The organism is Pirellulales bacterium, assembly GCA_035939775.1.
Classification (GTDB): domain Bacteria; phylum Planctomycetota; class Planctomycetia; order Pirellulales; family DATAWG01; genus DASZFO01.
This window is the reverse complement of the sequence record DASZFO010000354.1, coordinates 47,251-66,450: the sequence shown is the minus strand read 5'-3', so window position 1 is coordinate 66,450 and position 19,200 is coordinate 47,251. Positions and strand designations below refer to the sequence as shown.

The window sequence follows — 19,200 nt, the reverse complement described above, 5'->3', positions numbered from 1 at the left end:
GTGCCACAGGTCGAGAACAAACAGAATCGTCGTCGTCAATTCTCGTCGCGAACACTGTTTTACGCCGCCGGCTTGCTCGCGACGGGCTGCGGGCTGGCGGTTTATCTGCCGCAGAATGCTTTCCTTCTCCAACAGTGCCTGAACGGTTTGACGTTTGGAGCGCTCGTCGCGTTGATCGCACTGGGATACACGATGGTCTACGGGATCATCGGGTTGATTAATTTTGCCCATGGCGATTTGTTCATGCTTGGGGCGTTCTTCGCCTGGACGCTGGTAGGCTGGCTCGATTTGGAACATGCCGGAGCGGCCGCAACGATTGCAGGGATCGGCTTGTTGCTAGTTCTGGTTCCGCTGTTTTGCGCGGGCTTGAATTGGACAGTCGATCGGCTCGTCTACAAACCGCTCCGAAATGCTCCGAAATTGGCCCCCCTGGTGTCCGCGATCGGCGTGTCGTTCATCTTCATGAACCTCGGCGAGTTCTGGGGCGGGCCGGCGGACCTGAGCTTTCCCAGCCTTGTCTCCGGGCGGAATCTGCTGGGCAACTCCGCTTTGCAATTGACGGCTAAGGATCTGTTGCTCGTCGCCATCGTCGTGCCGATCATGATTGCATTGACCCTGTTGGTGAAACGGACCCGGCTCGGCCGCGCGATGCGCGCCACGGCCCAGAACCCGGTCGCCGCTCAATTGATGGGGATCAACGTCGATCGAGTGATTGGCGCGACCTTCTTGATCGGCGGCGGTTTGGGAGGCGTGGCCAGCGTGATCTACGGCCTGTATATCAATACGATTGGATTCCAGATGGGATATCAAAACGGCCTCTACGCCTTCACCGCCGCGGTGCTCGGCGGGATTGGCAATATTCCTGGAGCAGTGCTCGGCGGGATAGTGATCGGCCTGGTTCGGTCGCTGGGGAGCGCCTATGTCAGCGAGCATTGGGCCGACGCGCTGATTTTTGGAATCTTGATTCTGATTCTCGTATTCCGACCATCTGGTTTGCTTGGCGAGCGAACGAGGGAAAAAGTATGAGTGGACCGGCGCTGAACGATTCACCGGGGCTGCGGAAGCAATGGCCGACCGCGCAGATCGCAGAGGTCGTCGCACTCATTGCGCTCGTGTGCCTGCCGTGGGCGGTGAGCAGCGCCATCGGCGATCGATTCACGGACCTGTTTGTCTTTGCGATCCTCGCCCTCGGGCTGAATGTGGTCGTCGGCTATACGGGGCTGTTGCACTTGGGAATCGGCGCGTTCTACGGCATCGGGGCCTACATCGCTGGAATCTTGATGCTCGGCACCAATCCCTTTCACGTCGGTTTTGCGCCGGCACTGCTCTTCGCAACGATCGGGGCTGCGATCGCGGGATTGGTGCTCGGCGCGCCGACGCTGCGGCTGCGAGGCGATTATCTCGCCCTCGTGACCCTAGGCTTCGGCGAGGTTGTGAAGGTCGCCTTGCGGAATCTTGAAGAAATCACCAACGGCATGCAGTCGCTCGGCCCGCTGCCGCCTCCCAAAGTGCCCGCGGCGGCGGTAGGCGTTCTCAAGGCATTGAAGCTGGGTCCCGACTTCGCCGACTACCGCCTCTTCTACTACCTTGCGCTGGCGATCCTTGTCGGGATCGTGCTGTTCTTGAGACACCTCGAGCGATCGCGATTGGGCCGGGCCTGGGTTGCGATTCGCGAGGATGAATTGGCTGCCACGTGCATGGCGATCAACGCCCCGCGCGTCAAGCTTTCGGCATTCGCGCTCAGCGCCGCTCTGGCCGGCGCGGCTGGCTGTCTGTTCGCGACCAAGCTCACCAATACGGCCAATCCCCACGAGTATGGCTTCCCGCTTTCAATCACAGCCCTGTGCTGCATCATCCTCGGCGGGCTGGGGAGCATTCGCGGTGTGCTGCTCGGAGTCTTGCTCTTGCAAGGCTACGAATACATCGTCGCTGGGTTGCTCGACCAGTGGGTGCAAGGCTTCAGAGATCGCGTCGTGGATTGGTTTTCGACAGGTTTTCCGGCTAGCTTTCCTCCGCATGGGGCCTCCGTCGGAAAGATTCAGTATTTGCTGACGTTCAGCAACTGGAAACTGATGATCTTCGGCCTGGTGTTGATCCTCATCGTGCGCTTCCGGCCAGAAGGCCTGCTCCCGTCGCGGAGAGTGCAACATGAATTCAGCACGACGGATCACGAGATTGGCGATATGGGGCACGCAAAGTAGCGGTCAAACTTCGCATGGCATTGCTCAAAATCGACAAATTGACGATGCGGTTCGGCGGGCTGACCGCCGTCTGCGATCTGGACCTCGAAGTGCCGGTCGGTTCGATCTTTTCCGTAATCGGCCCGAATGGCGCCGGCAAGACCACGGTCTTCAATGCGATCACGGGCATCTACACTCCCACCGAAGGTAAGATCGAGTTCAAGGGCCACGAGCTGCGTCGTCCTTTTAGTTTGAAAACGCTTTTGCTGTGCGGTACCGTCGGAATCCTGACGAGCTTTGCGGCCCTTTTGGTTAGTGTCGATGTCAACGCGCTTTGGCGGGCGACCATCAAACGAAATCTTCAAGATCGGTCGGCGCCGTTTTCTTCGACCGAGGCCTGGCATGATTTCTGTGGGTATTTGCGCGGGGATCTTGCGGTCGAACGAAAGGGAACAAATTGGGCCGTGGTTCCCTGGAATGATTCGCGACCAGTTTTTGGCGTTGCCAAGCGACGGAGCGATGCTCGCCAATTGGCTTCGTTGCTCGACCCCGTCGTTGCGGGCGCGACTTCGCTTGAATCATTGCCAAATGCGGCCGACCGCTGGCGAATCGCGGCCGATTCGGACATGCTCGCCGACGTCGCTCGCGCCCGCCAATCCCAACTGCGCGTCGAGTGGATTGCTTTTGTCGCAGGCTTGATCGTGGCAACGGCTGGAACATACGTAGTTTGGAACCGCGCCCGCCGCACGCCGGATGTGATCGCCGCGGGTGGAATCGCCCGGACGTTTCAGAATATCCGCCTGTTCACGAGCATGACCGTGCTGGAAAACGTTCAGGTGGCCGTCGACCGCATCGCCCGACGAACCGAATCGGTGCGCCGCGCGTTCGACGGGCTGGGGTTCGTTGGATTACAGGAGAAGGCCGGTGCGCTCGCCGGGTCGCTGGCCTATGGCGATCAGCGGCGATTGGAAATCGCTCGGGCATTGGCACTCAAGCCGCAATTGCTGCTGCTCGACGAGCCGGCGGCCGGAATGAACCCAACCGAGTCAGCCGAACTGATGAAGCTCATCAAGCGGATTCGCGATAGCGGCGTGACGGTGCTGCTGATCGAGCATCACATGAAGGTGGTCATGGGCATTTCCGATTGTTTGGCTGTGCTCGACCACGGCGTCAAAATCGCAGAAGGAACTCCGGCCGAAGTCCGCTCCAATCCGAAGGTGATCGAGGCCTATCTCGGAAAGGAAGAAAGCGGCTCAACTGAATGAGGATTGCCTTGTGAATCGTACTTCCCTCGCCTCTCACCCCACCGCTCCCTCGCAATGCCACTGCTCGAAATCGAAAACTTGCATTCCGGCTACGGGCCGATCGAAGTGCTCAAAGGCATTTCGGTCGAGGTCCGTGAGGGGGAGATCGTCGCGATGATCGGGGCCAATGGCGCGGGCAAAACGACAACGCTCATGGCGATCTCCGGCCTGAACCGCATTCGATCCGGCCGCGTGCGGTTCAATGGCCGCGAAATCCATCCGCTTCCAGCGCACGAGATCGTCAGGCTCGGACTTTGCCACTCGCCGGAAGGGCGGAAGATATTCCCGCGGCTAACTGTGCTTGAAAACCTTCAGATGGGCGCCTTCACCCGCCGCGACCATGACGGCGTTCGACGAGATCTGGAGCACAATTTCGATTTGTTTCCGATCCTCCGCCAGCGCGCCGCGCAACAAGGGGGAACCTTATCGGGCGGCGAGCAACAAATGTTGGCCGTCGCTCGCGCGCTCATGGGGCGGCCAAAGCTGCTCTTGCTCGATGAGCCGTCGCTCGGCCTGGCCCCGCTGGTCGCGAGCAAGATCTTCGACGTAATACGCCGCCTGAATCAAGACGGCATCGCCGTGCTCCTCGTCGAGCAAAACGCCCGAATGGCCCTCAAACTCGCCAACCGCGGCTACGTAATGGAGACCGGTCAAATCACCATGACCGGCCCGGCGGGGCAACTGCTGGCCGATCAGCGGATAAAAGATGCGTATCTCGGTGAGTGACGCTCACCTTGTCATCCTGTCATCCGTTGCCTTTCCGTCAACAAACAAGCGGCTGTCGGACCCTCTGGTCCATTTCGGGCCGGTATTTGGGATGAGATCGCAATTCTCGACGTGGGTTTCGCTCGGGCCCTCGAGATGAAGTTGGCTCTGGCCATTGTTGCCCGCCAAGCAGGCGTCGATCGCGACTCGCGATGCCCCGCAAACCGCGATCCCGCTGCGTCCGTTGCCGCGGGCGGAGATTTGAGTCAGCGTGCACGGGGACCGCACGTCCTGCAAATTGATGCCGTCAAGCTGAAAACCCTGAACGAACAAATTGGCGATCGCCACGTGCTCGACTTTGTAGAGCGTCAGCCCGACGGTCAAATTGGTGTCGGCGGGATTGTATTGATCCGGGAGTCGGTCCGGCTCGACACGAAAATAAATTTGTCCACGGGTCATGGCCCACTCCAGCGGTTTTAATTCCGGCAAGCCGCCCGTCGTCGACGTCAGGCTTCGGCGCACCGCAGGGCGTCCGTCGAGAAACAACTGTTGATACGCCATCCGCTCGGGGCGAAAGCGAAACACGTCGTCGTGGTCGTGCTGCCAAGCTTCGGGCGGCACGCCCAGTGAACCATCGAGTTTGGCGCCGTTGCCGTCGATGATGAAGGGGCGCGATGGATAACCGCTGTGCTTGTCCCCAAATAGCGTGACCGATTCGCGATACGGCTCGCCGGTGTTGGCCAGAGAAACATGGTCCCCAGTGTTCGCCAGCCACAACGCTTGCCGCAAGGTCTGCACCGGACCCCGGCCAACCCCGGTGCTCGTTGGCGACCCGCCGTCGAACAAATCGTCGCCGGCCGAATTGTTGACAAACAGATCCCTGGCGGCCGCCTCGCTCAAAATGACGAAGCCGATCGTGGCCAACGAAATCAGGGCGACTCGCATCGTTCGCATGGCTTGGATTCCCGGACGGATCGGACCGAGCGCAGGGTGCGCTCATCGAATCATCTTATCGACCAATGCCACGAGCCGAGGTGCGGCATGCAACACGTTTTCTCGTGGCAACGGTTATGTCGTCTGCACAGTCTGAAACCGCCGGCGTCGAGCGGCGGATTCAAGCGGTCCGATCTATGGTTAATCGGCGTGGCCCGCTGCGCCACTTCCTCGCGGGTCGCATGGTGACTACACTGGTTTCGTCTTCGACATCATCTCTTCAAAGCCGACCGAGGCCAGTGCCCCAAAAAGCCATGAATTCATCCAACGACCGCGAAGAGACCTCAAATCTCTTCGGCGGACCCAGCCAAAACATCAGGACGATCGTATCGTTGCTGCTCTTCGTGCATCTGTTCGCGGTTGGCATGGCGGTAATGACCGATGGCGATTTTGGCACTGCCAGGGCCGCTCTGCTCGGCAGCATCAAGCAACAGACACCGGGTCTCGGGCCGTACCTGGCTCAATTCTGGCTGGATCGCGGCTACGACTATCACTTGATGAACGATTTGCCGTTGGATTGGGACCATCGATTGGAAGCAACGGTCAAGTATGCGAATGGACGCGCCGACCCGCCGATCGTGATTCCCGAACCATCGACCTGGCCCAGCGAGCGCGTGCAGCGCGAACAGCAACTCGCGCGAACGGTGGCGGTCTACGCCGCTCGTGCAACCGCCACGGAAGCGGAGGAAATCGATACGCAACGCAAAACACAGCTTCTCGAAGGGATCGGCGGCCAATTGATTCGCCAACATCACGACGCGACATCGGTCTCGCTACGGTGCGTTTATCATCAGGGCATCAGCCTGACTGAATTGGATTCCGACGATCCGCGCGAACGCAATCCATTCGACGCGCGGTATTTTGGCGTCGCGATCGACGGCGTTGTGGTCCTGGATCATGATCGACCGACGTTCTTCGAGAATCTGCCCGCGGCGGAGACATCGCCCGCCCATCGACAGGCCGAGCTGAAGCCGAAACCGAGCCCGCGGACCTCGACGAAATCGCTCTCCGCACCCGCGCCGCGCTCCGCCGACAAATAATATGCCCGCAATTCGATCCTATTTCGACACGCTCGCGCGACGCTTCGGCGAAAGCTGGAACCGTTTCTGGTTTACCCCGAGCGATCCGTTCACGCTCGGCATGATTCGGGTGCTGACGGCGATCGTGGCCCTGGGTCTTTACCTGAGCTGCATTCCCGACCTGGAACGCTGGTTCGGGCCGGACGGACTGCTGCCGGAAAACGCCGTCTTGCACCTCCGCGACGCAAAAGTCTTTTCGGCCTTTGACTACGCGAATTCAACGTCGTCGCTGTGGGCGCTCTTTTGGATCGGCGCCGCGGCTCTGGCGTTGTTTCTCGTGGGTCTATTTACGCGCGTAACGGCGGTGGTGGCCCTGTTCGCCGTGCTATCGCTAATTCATCGCGGACCGATGTTGGCTCGTCCGGTGGACGACATTGTCGCCATGTTGATGTTTTATCTTTGCCTCGGGCCGTGTGGAGCGGCGTTGTCGCTCGACTCTTGGAGAGATCGACGCAAAACAGCGGCCGCGGAAACCGCGCCAAGACAGTGTTGGGGGGCGACCGTCGTCGTTCGCCTGATGCAGGTGCACCTTTCAGTGATTTATTTCATGATGGCGATGGCCAAACTGAGGAGCCCGGTGTGGTTGGCCGGACGGGCCGTTTGGGGGCTCATCGTCAAACCCGAGTCGCGCCTGCTCGATCTGACGGGCTTAGCGAACCATATGTATGTGATTAACCTCTGGACGCTGGCTATCGTGCTCTTCGAGTTGTGCTTCGCATTCTTGATTTGGAATAGAATGGCCCGGCCGCTGCTCTTGGGGCTGTCGCTGCCGATTTGGATCGGAACGGCGCTGTTGACGGGCATGACGAGCTGGGTGCTTATGATGCTAGTGGCCAATCTGGCGTTTGTCTCGCCGGATTGCCTGCGCAATTGCTTTGAGAGACGAACCACTTCGGCTTGACGATCTAGATTGTAGGGTGCGTCAAGCGCAGCGCTGACGCACCGGCGCGACGTGCCGCGTCTTCGCGGACTCGACGCACCCTACGGCTGCTTGCTACACAACGCGGCAGATGAAGCATTTGAGGTATTCGGTCTCCAGGCAGCTTGCGCCGACCGGATGATCGGGGGCGGCGCCTCGCTGTTCGAGCACCTGAATATCGCGCCCGGAGCGTTGGGCCACGCCGGAGAGCATGTGCAGAAAATCCTCGCGGGTGACGTGCCCCGAGCAACTGCACGTGACAAGAATGCCGCCCGGTTCGAGCAATTCGGCGGCCGTGCGATTCAAGCGGTGATAGGCCATCAGCGCGTCGTCGAGCGCTGCGCGGCTGCGGGCGAATTTCGGCGGATCGAGAATCACTGCCCCGAATCTTTCGCCTGCAGCGCGCAGCGAATCGAGCATCTCAAATCCGTCGCTGGCCTGAAAATGGATGTTCGACACGCCGTTCAATTCGGCGTTAGCTCGCGCGAGCGTCAGAGCCTTTTGGCTGCTATCGACGGCAAGCACTTCCCGCGCGCCTCCTAGCGCCAAAGCACCGAGACCAAATCCGCCGCTATAGCAGAACAGATCGAGCACGCGCCGCCCGCGGCAATAGCCGGCGGCAATTCGGCGATTCTCCCGCTGATCGAGATAGAAGCCCGTCTTTTGCCCTTCTCGTAAATCGACGCCATAACGCAGCCCATGTTCTTCGATGAAGACCGGCCCGTCCGGCATCTGCCCCCAGTGCCGCCCCTCCACCACTTGAATCCCTTCGGTTTGCGCCAGACCGCGCTCATTGCGAACAACAATCCCGCGCGGCTGAATCAACTCAACGAGCATCGGCGTCAACAGATCCAGCCGCTGGGCCATCGCTAGCGCCGTCGTTTGAATCGCCAGATACGGCCCATAACGATCGACGATCAAGCCGCTTAGCCCATCGGCCTCGCTGAAGACGAGCCGCGCCGCGCCGTTTGGATCGGTGTAGCCAAGATTGCGACGCAAGGCGATGGCCGCTTCCAGTCGCCGCCGCCAGAAACTATCGTCGAGCGGCTCGGAGGCCAGCCAGCTATAGAGCCGCACGCGGATTCGGCTTCGGCTGTTGAACAGCCCGCGGGCGACGAACCGTCCCTTGTCCGAGATCAAATCGACGACGTCGCCGTCCGCCGGATGACCGTCGATCCTGGCAATGGCAGTGTCGAGAACCCACGGATGCCGGCCGAAGAAGGGCCGGACCTTACGCGGCTTCAGCCGGACCTGCGCGACCCCCGTTCCTGGAGCGCATTCGCGCAGCGGCGCACCTTCGAGCAATGGCTGAGTCGAATCAGACACGGCGACCTGCTGGGCATGAGGTGCGAGCGACGGATAATCCAGTCATTGTAGACTGAATTCGCGCAATTCATACCCTACTCATTTCCCAGTTCCCTCGGCCTCCCACGGGCGGTCGCGATCAGGATCGCGCGACCGGCCCGCGGCAGGTCATTGGTCCGAAGTCCCGTCTCGGGCTGAACTCCAGGCTGGGGCGCCGTTATTTGTGCGACATGCTGTACGATTCAGGTCCCGGAGAGATGCTCGGGGCGCTCATCACCGGCTCGCCATTGCCGCAGCCGCAGCCGCTCGACTGCATCACCGGCGAGCACGAACTGCAGGGGATCGACGATTCGCACGGACTGCAGGAATTGCAACGGTTCCTGCGGAACATTTGCAACATCCCCCCGCCGCCCACTCCGCAGCACTCGCAACCAGCCGCGCTGCACGTCATGAGCGCCAAAGCCGTCAGGATCAGAAGCCTCTTCATGGCGGTAATCTCCGTTTGAAACCAAAACGTGAACCAGGCGAGCCGTAGGTCAAGCAACTCTACAACACATCCGCTGAAGTGCAAATGAAACATGTTGAATTTCCGCAACCGGCCGTGGCCAGAATTCAACGCCCGCGCGTCGAAATAATGCTACATTGATCCGTCCGTCTGAAACGGATGCAACGAATCTCTCGGCCGCGGGGTCGGGCATCCTGTAAGTCGACCGCCTGCCTGTCGGCTGGCCGCTCAAAAAACTGCCGATGAGATACCTACGAGGCGATCGTCAGCAGCCGGTGGTCCGCAATCCTGAATCCGCTCAGTATGAACATCGAAGATCGGCGTCAGCACTTGCTCGGCTGCGTTGTCATTGCAGTCGCCGCGACGATCGTCGGCTACGGACGGTTGGCGTCCGCGAGCACCGCGGACGATCCGCCCGCGATCAAATCACCGACGTCGCGCCCGGCGACGCCGGCCCCCAGGAAATGCAACGATCTTCGCCAGCGCGACCAAATCTGGTTGATCAGCACGCGCGAATTGGGTTGCCCGAGCGATGGGGCTGCGCGTGCCTTGCGGCTTTGGAAGTATAACGGCAACGGCGGCTGGACTGATTCGACGCTTGCCGCGTTTCTCGCGACTGACGATCCAAGCGCAGCGACCGATTTCTACGTTCACGGGAATTTCGATAGCGCCGACGATGCCGTCGAACAGGGTTTTACCATTTACGCCCGTCTAGCGGCTCACGCCGCGGTAAACCAGGGTTTGCGATTTGTGATCTGGTCGTGGCCGACCGATCAGGGGAAGCACCCGTTGCGGACGACGCGGATGCACGCTCATCGCTCCGACGTCGATGCCTATTACCTCGCCTGGCTGATCGGACGGATCGACGTCCATGCGAAGATTGGCTTGATTGGTTATAGCCTCGGCGCCCGAGTGGCAACCGGGGCGTTGCACCTGCTTGGTGGCGGGCAGTTGCTCGGTCTGACAGTGCCAGCCGACGCGAAGGCGCCCCATCGAACCGTCCGGGCCGTGCTCTTGGCCGCGGCCGAGGATTGCGATTGGATATCGCCTGGCCATCCCAACGGCGAGGCCGTTCCGTTTGCGGACAGGATGTTGCTGCTGAACAACGGTTGCGATTCCGCGCTTAAGCTTTACCCGCACCTGGAACGCTGCTCGAGCGCCGAGGCGCTCGGCTACGTCGGCGTTTGCGGCCCGTTCGACACGCAGAAAATCGAGCAACTCGATGTCTGTTGCACGATCGGCAAGCAGCACGAATGGTCGCGGTATTTCTACAACGACAGCCTTGTAATCGACATGCTGCCGTTTCTCTTTCTCGACGCCGCGAAGTAGGCCGAAACCGCGCCGCTATCGGTCTCCCGGCGGCCGTTGCCGTTTCGATTCGCCGCTGGCTGTCGCCGCGCTCCCGGCCGCCGGCCATTCTTTTTCTTGTAACATTTGCAATCGCACCACGCTGAACTCCCTGTGGGAGGTCGGAGGTCGGCCCCCACGAAACAAACCCACAGCCAATAAGGAGTTCTACCATGTTGCGGAAAATGCTTCTCGGGGCCGTCCCCACGCTCGTCGCCGGTATTGCCATCATCACGCTTACCACCAACCCCCAAGCTGGCGTGTCGCTGAACCAGATCAAGCCCACGTTGGTTAAGGGAAGCGGTCACAACATGGCCCATAATATGCCCCACACCAGCGGCAAGACCAACAACAAGCGGATGACCAGCAACAGCCACAAGAGCGGCAGCTACAGTTCAAAGTCTTACAGCGACAAGAGTTCCAAGTCGTACAAAGACTACAGCTCGAAGTCGTATAAGGACTACAACTCGAAGTCGTACCAGGACTACAGCTCCAAGAGCTACAAGTCCTATAGCGACGACAACTGCAAGTCGTACAGCGACTACAATGGCAGCGATAAATGCGGCTCCGACCGCTCCGGCGGTTACGGCAGCTACAATTCGGACCGCTGCGGAAGCTACAACTCGGACCGCTGCGGCAGCTACAACTCGGATCGTTGCGGCAGCTACCGCTCAGACCGTTGCGGAAGCTACAACTCGGATCGCTGTGGCGACTACCGCGGCGACCGATGCGGCAGCTACAACTCGGACCGTTGCGGCGAATACCGAGGTGATCGATGCGGCAACTTCCGCTCGTACCGCGGTGATATGAACTGCGGCGGCGACGGTTGCTTCGGCAGCTTCTTCGGTGGCGATGGCTGCTTCGGCAGCTTCTTCGGCGGAGGCTGCGACGGCGGTTGCGACGATGGTTGCGATGGCGGTTACGACGGTGGATGCGACGACGGCTACGATGCCTAAGTCGGCCAAAAAGCTCGAGACGGCGCCGGTCCAAGTGACCGGCGCCGTCATTTCTTGGACCAGCGTTGATTCACCCCGCGTTGCCCCTTTCGACGTGAGCCTGCCGATGGCTCGAAAGGGGCCGGGGTAAGCGGGAGTCGCACACTTGCAGTCTCTCCCTTACTCCGCCCTCTCAAGTATTGAGAGGGCTAAGAAACGCAGGCCGGTCGAATAGAACTCCATTTTTGACCCGAAAGGACCCTCGCCATGACCCTCCGCTTCGCCTTCTTGACCGCGTTGGCCGCCTTCCACCTCGTATTGGTTGCCTGTGGCGCCGCCCACATTCGCCTGTTTTCCCCACGCACTCCCGTTGGGCAGACCGTCACGGCTTATTCCGCATTATCCGGGGCGGACAACAGCTTCGGATTTTTCGCTCCTGGCGTTGCGCCGCAGTTTCAGGTCCATTTCACGCTGACCGACGACGCCGGCAATACCTGGGAAGAATCGGGCGAACAAGGAACGACCCGCGAGGCCAATCTACGTTTTGATAGCACGGCGAGCATGTTTGCCTACAAGAAGCTTCGCGGTGAGGTCGCCAAGTCGTGGGCAGCCGCCCTGTTCGGCCGCTACCCGCATGTTCGCCAAATCGAAGTTCTCGCCGTGGCGGAGGACATGCCCACGATGAAGGGCTATCGCGAAGGCTGCCGGCCGGAGTGGGACACCGTCTACACCACCAGCTTCAGCCGCGATGGCGGCTAACTTCGAGTGCCTCCTGATCGCAAACCCATGTAACATCTCGCTCCTGCCTACGCTTAACTTCTTAACGCCGCACGGCCAAAGCGCCTTCAGCAACCGAAACCGCAACGGCATGAAGACACCAGGAAGTGGACGCATCTTTAAACAAATCTTCCATTGCTTCCTTCGTGTCTTCGTGCCCATGCGGTTTTATTGCTTCTCGGTTCGGTTCATCACGCTCTTGCTTTAGGACGCAGGTATCACCATGATCGAGTCGATCGCCTCCGCCGCCGCTTCCTTGCCTCGCCGCCTAGCGGCGGGATTCGTCCGCTTCGTGTCCGCCCCGGCTTCGCCGGCCCCATTGGCGGTGTTCCGCATCGGGTTAGCCAGCGTGCTCTTATTCCAGGCGCTGTCGATAGCGCAGAATCTGCTCGATCTATATGGCAGCCGCGGGATCGTCCAGTGGCAGGTGATGGATCCAACGCTGCACGAGTTTGTCCCGCGACTCGGTTGGCTGGCCGACGCGCTCTCACCAGTCGGGATTTCGGACGCCGCTTGCGTTAAGGGCGTGTTCTTGGTTTATGTCGCATCCCTTGCAGCCTTGTTGCTCGGCTATCGGACGCGCTATGCCGCGGTCGCGGCTTACATTACTCACCTCATGATGAAATCAAGCGCCGGGGCATCGATCTACGGCGTCGATTCGTTTGCTCAAATCGCCCTCTTCTACGGCATGTGGATGCCGATCGGCGGCGCCCTGTCGCTCGATCGCTCGGCGGGACGCACCAGCGGAGAGTCGTCGTCCAGCGCACGACTGGGACTACGCGTCATTCAGATTCATCTCTGCATCATGTACCTATCGTGCGGGCTGGAGAAAGGCGCAGGCGACGATTGGTGGAATGGCGAAGCGATCTGGTGCGCCTTGATGCGCAGCGACCTTTGCGGATTCGACATGAGCTGGCTCGCCTCCGTCCCGCTGCTGCCAAAACTGGCGGGCTTGGGAACGCTGGTGATCGAGGCCGGATATCCGATCTTTGTCTGGCCAAGGCGCACGCGGACCTTCTGGGCGCTGGCTACGATCAGCCTGCATATCGGAATCGCCGTTTTCATGCGGCTCTATACCTTTTCGGCGGTCATGGGAGTATTCACCGGCTCGGTCTTTTTGATCTCGGCCACGCCAGGAGCGGAATGGACCACGTTTTCGCCGCTCGCCGGCCTCGTCGCGCGATTCCGCGGATCGCAAAGGGCTTGTCAACCCGAGGCGGCGGTCTGACACTGGGGAAATGAGCGAACCATATGCGTTTCTAAATGGACGAATCCTGCCGGCGAGTCAGGCGACTTTGCCGATCGACGACGCCGGGTTCGTGACGGGGGCGACAGTCACCGAGCAACTGCGCACCTTCGGCGGCCGACTGTTCCGCCTCGGTCGGCACCTCGAGCGGCTGCGACATTCTCTCGAGGTTTGCGGCATCGACTCCGGGTTGACCAACGCAGAGTTCGGGCAGATTGCCGAGGAGTTGGTCGCGAGAAACCATCCGCTTTTGGCGCCGGGAGACGATCTGGGGCTCGCGATCTTCGTCACGCCTGGGCCATATCCGGCGCTCGCCGAGAGTCGGAACCACATCGCGACCGTCGGATTGCACACGTTTCCGCTGGCGTTCCGACTCTGGGCGAAATGCTACAGCGAGGGACTGTCGCTCGTAACGACCTCGATCCAGCAGGTCCCGTCCCAATGTTGGCCGGCCGAACTCAAGTGCCGCAGCCGGATGCACTATTTCCTCGCCGACAAGGAAGCGACCGCCAAGGAACCGGGCGCTCGGGCGATGCTGCTCGATGCCGCCGGGCACGTGACGGAAACTTCGACAGCCAACATTCTGCTCTACGTTAGCGGCGTCGGTCTGATTTCGCCGCCGCGTTCGAGCGTGCTGCCGGGCGTGAGTTTGGAATTCGTGATCGAATTGGCCGGCAAGCTGAACCTCTCAATTGTCGATCGCGAAATCATGCCGGACGACGTGGCCGAAGCGGATGAGGTCTTACTGTCGAGCACTCCGAACTGCTTGCTTCCGGTCACGCGGTTCGATGGCCGCCCGATCGGCTCCGCCACGCCGGGATTGGTTTATTCGCGACTTTTGCGAGCCTGGGGCGAAACGGTTGGTCTTGATATCGCCAGTCAGGCAGCTCGCTTCGCGGCGCGATAGCTCTTTGGTCGGTCGCGGGCGCCGATGCGTCAGCGCTTCGCTCGACGCATCCTACCGAGCGATTCGCCGGTGCCCGAGACCTCGGCATATCGGAAACAATCGAGCAGGTGGTCGTTCACCATACCGACGGCCTGCATGTAGGCATAACAGATCGTCGTGCCGACGAATTTGAAGCCGCGACGCAACAGATCCTTGCTCATTGCGTCCGACACCGGTGTGTGAGCCGGCACTTGCCTCACATTTCGCCAGCGGTTTTGTATCGGGCGGCCGTCGACGAACAGCCAGATGTAGCCGTCGAACGTGCCGTGCTCCTCGCGAACTTGGAGAAACGCTTGCGCATTTCGGACTGCGGCCGCGACCTTCAGTCGGTTACGGACGATGCCGGGATTCGCCAGGAGCTTGGCGATTTTGCGTCGACTATAGCCGGCGATCTTTTCGGCGTCGAAATCGTCGAATGCGGCTCGATAGTTTTCGCGCTTATTAAGGATCGTCTCCCAGCTCAAGCCGGCTTGCGCTCCTTCGAGGATCAGCATTTCAAACAGCGCTCGATCGTCGTGTAGCGGCACGCCCCATTGCCGGTCGTGATAGATGATCCCCAATTCGCTCGTGGCCCACGCGCAGCGTTGCATTTTGGTCGCTTCCTTCATAGATTGAAACTACCCGCTGACACGCAAACTGACAATCGACCGGTCAACTACGAGCCCATTATGACGAGCGACCCGCACGAATCCCCCGCCGCGCCGGATTCGACGGCCAACGAGGACCGCAACAAACCACGGATCAAGATCGGCAGCCAGCGAGAGGGCGCCCCGCCGCCGCGGATTCCGCCGCGTGTGAAGACCCTATTCTTGACTCCGGACCCGGCATCGCCCGGCGGCGCGACACCCGCGGGGCCAGCCCAGACTCAACAGACGGCTTCCGAATCGCCGCAGGAATCGTCCCCGATCGAGTCCGCTTCTCAGTTGGCAGAATCGACGGCGACGGCTGTACCATCGGCGGAGTCTCAGCCGGCGCCGACGGGTGAGTTTCAACCCAAACCGGCGCCGCTGGCTCAGGGAAAAACGCCCCGCAAGTTTGTCGTGCCCGCTCGAACCGGCGAGAAGGTTCCTCCACCGAACCTTCGGGCTGAGTTGCCTCCGGAATTGGCCCAAGAGCTTCAGGAAGCACTTGGCGACATGTCGGTCGACGACCTTCTTGCAGCGGAAGGGCGCGGCGCCGCCACCGCTGCCGCCGTCGGAATGGAACTTGAGCTGGAGTCGCGTCAGCTCGGTAAGGTCGTCCACGTGTATCGCGACGACGTATTCCTGGAACTCCCTGGTCGCAATCAAGGAGTTGTTTCAATTCGCCAATTCGCCGAGCCGCCCGAGCCGGGAACGATGCTTGATGTGTTGGTTATCCGCTTCAACGCCGAAGAGGGTTTGTATGAAGTGAGTTTGCCGGACGCAGCCGTCGAGGTCGGCGATTGGTCGCAGGTGTCGGAGGGAATGGTCGTCGAGGCCAATGTGACTGGGCACAACAAAGGGGGCCTCGAGGTCGAGGTGAACCGCATTCGCGGCTTTATCCCGGTGAGCCAGATCGCGACCTTTCGCGTCGAGCAGATCGAGCAATTCGTCGGGCAGAAGTTTCCCTGCATTGTTACGGAAGCCAATCCCGATCGGCGGAATCTCGTGCTCAGCCGCCGAGCAATGATCGAGCGCGAGCAGGCTGATGCCAAGAAGCGGCTGTTGGAAGAACTCGCCCCCGGTCAGGTCCGCGAGGGGATCGTCCGCAGTCTACGCGACTTCGGGGCGTTCGTCGATTTGGGCGGTGTCGATGGCCTGTTGCACGTCAGCCAAATAAGCTGGGACCGCATCAAGCATCCGGGCGATGTGCTCCAAGTGGGACAGAAAGTCCGCGTGAAGATCGAAAAGATCGACCCGCAGACTCACAAGATCAGCCTCAACCTCCGCGATTTCTCGGAAAACCCCTGGAGCAACGTCACGGCGAAGTATCCGGCAACCAGTCGCGTCAGCGGGACTGTCTCGAAGCTGACCGAATTCGGGGCGTTCGTCCGCTTGGAGCCTGGCGTCGAGGGACTGATCCACATCAGCGAATTGGCCCACCAGCGAGTCTTTCGAGCAAGCGATGTAGTGGCCGAGGGACAGGAGGTCGAGGTCAAGGTGATCTCCGTCGATCCCGAGGCACAACGAATCAGCTTGTCGCTCAAAGCACTGCAACTGCGGCCCGAGCCCATTAAGAAAGCCACCGCGGCCGCGGAAGAGCCCGAACCGCCTAAAGCTGCCCCTGCGAAGCGCAAGACGCCGCTCAAGGGCGGCCTGGGCCGCGTCGGCGATGGCTCGCAATTCGGACTCAAGTGGTAAATCTTGTAGCTGAATTCGCCAGGATTCAGTCGCCTTCGCTTTCTCCCCCACTTCGGAATTCTGGCGAATTCCGCTTGAGGACCGACGATGTTGACCAACCCAATTCGCGGCGCGCGATACCGACACATCCTTTCCTATTTGGCCCGAATCACGCTCGCCTGTTTTGCTTGCCTCGTCGGCGCGCAGCGATCGGTAGCCGAAGAGTCCGCGACGGTGAAGGCGCCCGACGGCGAACTCAAGGCCTACATCGCCAAGGAAGATAAGAGCTTTCGCTGGACGAAGCGCCGCGAGGGAAAGGCCGGTAAGGGGACCTTCGTCGAGCTGACGCTCACCTCTCAGACTTGGAAGAATATCGTCTGGAAGCATCAGCTTTTCATCTATCGCCCGTCGCACGTGAACGACGCCGCCCAAGGATTGCTGATAATCGCCGGCGGCGCCTGGCGATCCGAGCTTGAGCAGCCGATCGCCGAGGGGGCGCCGCTCGACTACAACGAGCGCGGAGTCCAACAAGTCGAAAAGATCGCCGATCTGGCCGAGCATTTGCAGGCCCCGGTGGCGGTGCTGATGCAAGTCCCCGAGCAGCCGATTTTCGGCGGGCTCGTCGAGGACAAGATCATCGCATATACGTTCTTGGAGTACTTCCTGACGAACGATTCCGAATGGCTCTTGCTTCTGCCGATGACGAAGAGCGCGGTCCGCGGAATGGATGCCGTGCAGGAATTCTGCGGCAAAGAGTGGTCGCTCGACATCAAGCACTTCACGGTCACGGGCGCCTCGAAGCGCGGCTGGACCACTTGGCTCACGGCCGCGGTCGATCCGCGCGTGAACTGTCTCGCCCCAATGGTGATCGACACGCTCAATTTCGATTTGCAGACCAAGCATCAATTAGAGGCGTACGGCCGCTTTTCGGAGCAGCTTCGCGATTACTCCGACAAAGGGCTGCAAGGCTTCCTCGACACGGAGCGCGGCAAGCGCCTGCAGGCGATCGTCGATCCCTATAGCTATCGCGCGGCGATTACGCAGCCGAAATTCATTCTGCTCGGAACCAACGATCGCTATTGGACTCTCGACGCGCTGAACCTCTATTGGGACGATTTGCAGGGAGAAAAGTACGTCTGCTACACGCCCAACAGCGGCCACAGTCTGAACGATCCCGCGCGGATCGCCGGCGCGCTCGCCGCGCTGCACCATGAAGTGGCCGACGGCAAGCCCCTGCCGAAACTCTCCTGGCATTATTACAACAGCGACGACAAAGCCACGCTTCAAATCCAATCGGACAAGAAGCCGCGCGAGGTCCGCATCTGGACAACCACCTCCGCCAGCCGCGACTTCCGCGACTCCAAATGGGACTCGCATCCCGCGAACACGGACAACGGCAGCTACTCATTCGATTTGTCAAAGCCCGCAACCGGCTTCGCCGCCCTCTTCGGCGAAGCAGTCTACGACGGCGACGGCGTACCGCTTTTCCTTTCGACCAACGTGAAGATCATCGGCCGCTAGCTTGGCCGAGACTTTCAGACTTTCAAAGGCAGGCTTTGTACTTGACCGCGCCCGCCGTTTCTGCTTCCATACGTCGCCTCAATCCCTTCGGCGGCGCGAGCGGGAATCGCATCTTCTTTGGCTGCAATGCCTTATAGCGCGATTCCCGGCCGCCGGCATTTATTGTGACCGCCCCGGCTAGCGTGGCTACTAACCGTTTGAAAGGCGAACGGATTCGCCGCCATCGGCTTGGTTCGGCTCGTAGAAACGGTTGTGAACGTCACCGAACTCAGCGACGAGCAATTGGCTGCCGCGGCGGCCCGCGAAGGTTCCGATGGACCGGCGTTTGTCGCCTTGGTCGAACGGTTCCGGCAGCGGGTTTGGCAAATCTGCTTTCGCCTGTTGAGCAACGAGCACGACGCGAACGACGCGGCCCAAGAGGTGTTCGTCCGACTATTTCTCAACCGAACGAAGTTCGAGGGGCGATCGAAATACTCGACCTGGGTCCACGGCATCGCGGTCCGCACCTGCCTCACGATCCGGCGGGGCCGCGGCCGGCGACAGAAACATGAAAACATCGCCTCGGATGAGTCCTTCGAGCAGCAAGCGCCCGATCGCTCGCAGAGCGATTCGAGCCTGTCGCTCGACTTGTTGAGCATGTTGGAGATTCTGGACGAGGAAGATCGCGCGATGCTGATCCTGAAATACGCGGAGAACTACAACTACGACGAACTGTCGGATATCTTCGGGCACTCGGTGAGCGCCTGCAAAATGCGAATCAGCCGGGCCTGCGACAAGATTCAAGAACGTTTCGGAATGCAGCTATAAATGGCGACGGACCTGTTCGAACAACTTGCCGATTTGCCCGTGCCGCCGGTGCCGCCGACGTTCAATCGGGCATTGCACGAACGAATCAACAAGCGGCTGGTCGCGAGCCAATTCGTCGACCTGGCCACACGCGGTTTCGGGTTTGCCGTGACGCATTTCGCCCGAGCCGTCGCGGATTTATTGAAACTGACCGTAACGGGGAAGTTCGAGTCGGGACGTCAGGACGACAACCGGCCAGCGCCGTGAGCTTCGCCCACTAACTTTACAAGACCTTGGCGCAAAAGGGGGGCCGAACCGGCCCACAACTTCAATCCCCAGGGATTGAGAGGAG

At 60.4% G+C, this 19,200-nt stretch carries 20 protein-coding genes; 17 read left to right on the top strand and 3 right to left on the bottom strand.

Going from position 1 to position 19,200, the window contains the following annotated elements:
* From VGY55_23195 to VGY55_23180, 4 genes are read left to right on the top strand one after another with little or no spacing between them, the layout of a single operon-like run.
* Positions 1-1,026: a branched-chain amino acid ABC transporter permease gene (locus VGY55_23195; protein HEV2972893.1), complete on the top strand. Its 1,026-nt coding sequence runs from the start codon at positions 1-3 to the stop codon at positions 1,024-1,026.
* Positions 1,023-2,201 (top strand): branched-chain amino acid ABC transporter permease, encoded by a 1,179-nt coding sequence (locus tag VGY55_23190; protein HEV2972892.1) that lies wholly within the window; start codon positions 1,023-1,025, stop codon positions 2,199-2,201. The genes VGY55_23195 and VGY55_23190 overlap by 4 nt, the downstream gene beginning before the upstream one ends.
* Positions 2,202-2,215: 14 nt before the next feature.
* Complete coding sequence (locus VGY55_23185; protein HEV2972891.1) at positions 2,216-3,445, top strand: ATP-binding cassette domain-containing protein; 1,230 nt, start codon at positions 2,216-2,218, stop codon at positions 3,443-3,445.
* A gap of 60 nt (positions 3,446-3,505) precedes the next feature.
* Complete coding sequence (locus VGY55_23180) at positions 3,506-4,210, top strand: ABC transporter ATP-binding protein (protein ID HEV2972890.1); 705 nt, start codon at positions 3,506-3,508, stop codon at positions 4,208-4,210.
* 3 nt (positions 4,211-4,213) lie between these two features.
* On the opposite strand, the gene VGY55_23175 is transcribed toward VGY55_23180, so the two are convergent.
* Entirely contained in the window at positions 4,214-5,143 is a 930-nt protein-coding gene (locus VGY55_23175; GenBank protein ID HEV2972889.1) for a right-handed parallel beta-helix repeat-containing protein, read from the bottom strand.
* Positions 5,144-5,436: 293 nt separating this feature from the next.
* On the opposite strand from VGY55_23175, the gene VGY55_23170 reads away from it, so the two are divergent.
* Together VGY55_23170 and VGY55_23165 are read left to right on the top strand one after the other, a co-directional pair.
* A complete protein-coding gene (locus VGY55_23170) occupies positions 5,437-6,222 on the top strand; it encodes a hypothetical protein (GenBank protein HEV2972888.1) in 786 nt (261 codons plus the stop codon).
* Between the two features lies 1 nt (position 6,223).
* On the top strand, positions 6,224-7,162 hold the full coding sequence (locus VGY55_23165) for an HTTM domain-containing protein (protein ID HEV2972887.1): 939 nt from the start codon (positions 6,224-6,226) through the stop codon (positions 7,160-7,162).
* Between the two features lie 93 nt (positions 7,163-7,255).
* On the opposite strand, the gene VGY55_23160 is transcribed toward VGY55_23165, so the two are convergent.
* Positions 7,256-8,506, bottom strand: coding sequence for a class I SAM-dependent rRNA methyltransferase (locus VGY55_23160; protein HEV2972886.1), 1,251 nt, complete (start codon positions 8,504-8,506; stop codon positions 7,256-7,258).
* A 209-nt stretch (positions 8,507-8,715) separates the two neighbouring features.
* Here VGY55_23160 and VGY55_23155 point away from each other — a divergent pair, with 209 nt between their 5' ends.
* The 7 genes from VGY55_23155 to VGY55_23125 all read left to right on the top strand — a co-directional run bounded on the left by VGY55_23155 (position 8,716) and on the right by VGY55_23125 (position 14,202).
* Positions 8,716-8,991: a hypothetical protein gene (locus tag VGY55_23155; protein HEV2972885.1), complete on the top strand. Its 276-nt coding sequence runs from the start codon at positions 8,716-8,718 to the stop codon at positions 8,989-8,991.
* Positions 8,992-9,293: 302 nt separating this feature from the next.
* Positions 9,294-10,319 carry a hypothetical protein gene (locus VGY55_23150; protein ID HEV2972884.1) on the top strand — a complete coding sequence of 342 codons (1,026 nt, stop codon included), beginning with the start codon at positions 9,294-9,296 and terminating at the stop codon, positions 10,317-10,319.
* A 191-nt stretch (positions 10,320-10,510) separates the two neighbouring features.
* Entirely contained in the window at positions 10,511-11,293 is a 783-nt protein-coding gene (locus VGY55_23145) for a hypothetical protein (GenBank protein ID HEV2972883.1), read from the top strand.
* Positions 11,286-11,423: a hypothetical protein gene (locus VGY55_23140; GenBank protein ID HEV2972882.1), complete on the top strand. Its 138-nt coding sequence runs from the start codon at positions 11,286-11,288 to the stop codon at positions 11,421-11,423. The genes VGY55_23145 and VGY55_23140 overlap by 8 nt, the downstream gene beginning before the upstream one ends.
* A gap of 116 nt (positions 11,424-11,539) precedes the next feature.
* Positions 11,540-12,031: a hypothetical protein gene (locus tag VGY55_23135; protein ID HEV2972881.1), complete on the top strand. Its 492-nt coding sequence runs from the start codon at positions 11,540-11,542 to the stop codon at positions 12,029-12,031.
* A 241-nt stretch (positions 12,032-12,272) separates the two neighbouring features.
* Positions 12,273-13,277 carry a hypothetical protein gene (locus VGY55_23130; GenBank protein HEV2972880.1) on the top strand — a complete coding sequence of 335 codons (1,005 nt, stop codon included), beginning with the start codon at positions 12,273-12,275 and terminating at the stop codon, positions 13,275-13,277.
* A gap of 10 nt (positions 13,278-13,287) precedes the next feature.
* A complete protein-coding gene (locus tag VGY55_23125) occupies positions 13,288-14,202 on the top strand; it encodes an aminotransferase class IV (protein HEV2972879.1) in 915 nt (304 codons plus the stop codon).
* A gap of 29 nt (positions 14,203-14,231) precedes the next feature.
* Here VGY55_23125 and VGY55_23120 read toward each other — a convergent pair whose 3' ends face one another.
* Positions 14,232-14,831, bottom strand: coding sequence for a DNA-3-methyladenine glycosylase I (locus VGY55_23120; GenBank protein ID HEV2972878.1), 600 nt, complete (start codon positions 14,829-14,831; stop codon positions 14,232-14,234).
* Positions 14,832-14,909: 78 nt separating this feature from the next.
* On the opposite strand from VGY55_23120, the gene VGY55_23115 reads away from it, so the two are divergent.
* From VGY55_23115 to VGY55_23100, 4 genes are all read left to right on the top strand, one after another.
* On the top strand, positions 14,910-16,562 hold the full coding sequence (locus VGY55_23115; GenBank protein HEV2972877.1) for a S1 RNA-binding domain-containing protein: 1,653 nt from the start codon (positions 14,910-14,912) through the stop codon (positions 16,560-16,562).
* Between the two features lie 87 nt (positions 16,563-16,649).
* The gene (locus tag VGY55_23110) at positions 16,650-18,062 is read left to right on the top strand and encodes a PhoPQ-activated protein PqaA family protein (protein ID HEV2972876.1); all 1,413 of its coding nucleotides are present in this window, start codon (positions 16,650-16,652) and stop codon (positions 18,060-18,062) included.
* Positions 18,063-18,314: 252 nt separating this feature from the next.
* Positions 18,315-18,869 carry an RNA polymerase sigma factor gene (locus VGY55_23105; protein HEV2972875.1) on the top strand — a complete coding sequence of 185 codons (555 nt, stop codon included), beginning with the start codon at positions 18,315-18,317 and terminating at the stop codon, positions 18,867-18,869.
* Positions 18,870-19,115: a hypothetical protein gene (locus VGY55_23100; GenBank protein ID HEV2972874.1), complete on the top strand. Its 246-nt coding sequence runs from the start codon at positions 18,870-18,872 to the stop codon at positions 19,113-19,115.
* The last annotated feature ends 85 nt before the right edge of the window (positions 19,116-19,200 follow it).

Coding starts and splice junctions, on each gene's coding strand:
- VGY55_23185 (HEV2972891.1), top strand. CDS start 2,216: ATGGCATTGCTCAAAATCGACAAATTGACGATGCGGTTCGGCGGGCTG.
- VGY55_23100 (HEV2972874.1), top strand. CDS start 18,870: ATGGCGACGGACCTGTTCGAACAACTTGCCGATTTGCCCGTGCCGCCG.
- VGY55_23165 (HEV2972887.1), top strand. CDS start 6,224: ATGCCCGCAATTCGATCCTATTTCGACACGCTCGCGCGACGCTTCGGC.
- VGY55_23110 (HEV2972876.1), top strand. CDS start 16,650: ATGTTGACCAACCCAATTCGCGGCGCGCGATACCGACACATCCTTTCC.
- VGY55_23155 (HEV2972885.1), top strand. CDS start 8,716: ATGCTGTACGATTCAGGTCCCGGAGAGATGCTCGGGGCGCTCATCACC.
- VGY55_23130 (HEV2972880.1), top strand. CDS start 12,273: ATGATCGAGTCGATCGCCTCCGCCGCCGCTTCCTTGCCTCGCCGCCTA.
- VGY55_23120 (HEV2972878.1), bottom strand. CDS start 14,831: ATGCAACGCTGCGCGTGGGCCACGAGCGAATTGGGGATCATCTATCAC.
- VGY55_23135 (HEV2972881.1), top strand. CDS start 11,540: ATGACCCTCCGCTTCGCCTTCTTGACCGCGTTGGCCGCCTTCCACCTC.
- VGY55_23145 (HEV2972883.1), top strand. CDS start 10,511: ATGTTGCGGAAAATGCTTCTCGGGGCCGTCCCCACGCTCGTCGCCGGT.
- VGY55_23170 (HEV2972888.1), top strand. CDS start 5,437: ATGAATTCATCCAACGACCGCGAAGAGACCTCAAATCTCTTCGGCGGA.
- VGY55_23190 (HEV2972892.1), top strand. CDS start 1,023: ATGAGTGGACCGGCGCTGAACGATTCACCGGGGCTGCGGAAGCAATGG.
- VGY55_23150 (HEV2972884.1), top strand. CDS start 9,294: ATGAACATCGAAGATCGGCGTCAGCACTTGCTCGGCTGCGTTGTCATT.
- VGY55_23175 (HEV2972889.1), bottom strand. CDS start 5,143: ATGCGAACGATGCGAGTCGCCCTGATTTCGTTGGCCACGATCGGCTTC.
- VGY55_23125 (HEV2972879.1), top strand. CDS start 13,288: ATGAGCGAACCATATGCGTTTCTAAATGGACGAATCCTGCCGGCGAGT.
- VGY55_23115 (HEV2972877.1), top strand. CDS start 14,910: ATGACGAGCGACCCGCACGAATCCCCCGCCGCGCCGGATTCGACGGCC.
- VGY55_23140 (HEV2972882.1), top strand. CDS start 11,286: ATGCCTAAGTCGGCCAAAAAGCTCGAGACGGCGCCGGTCCAAGTGACC.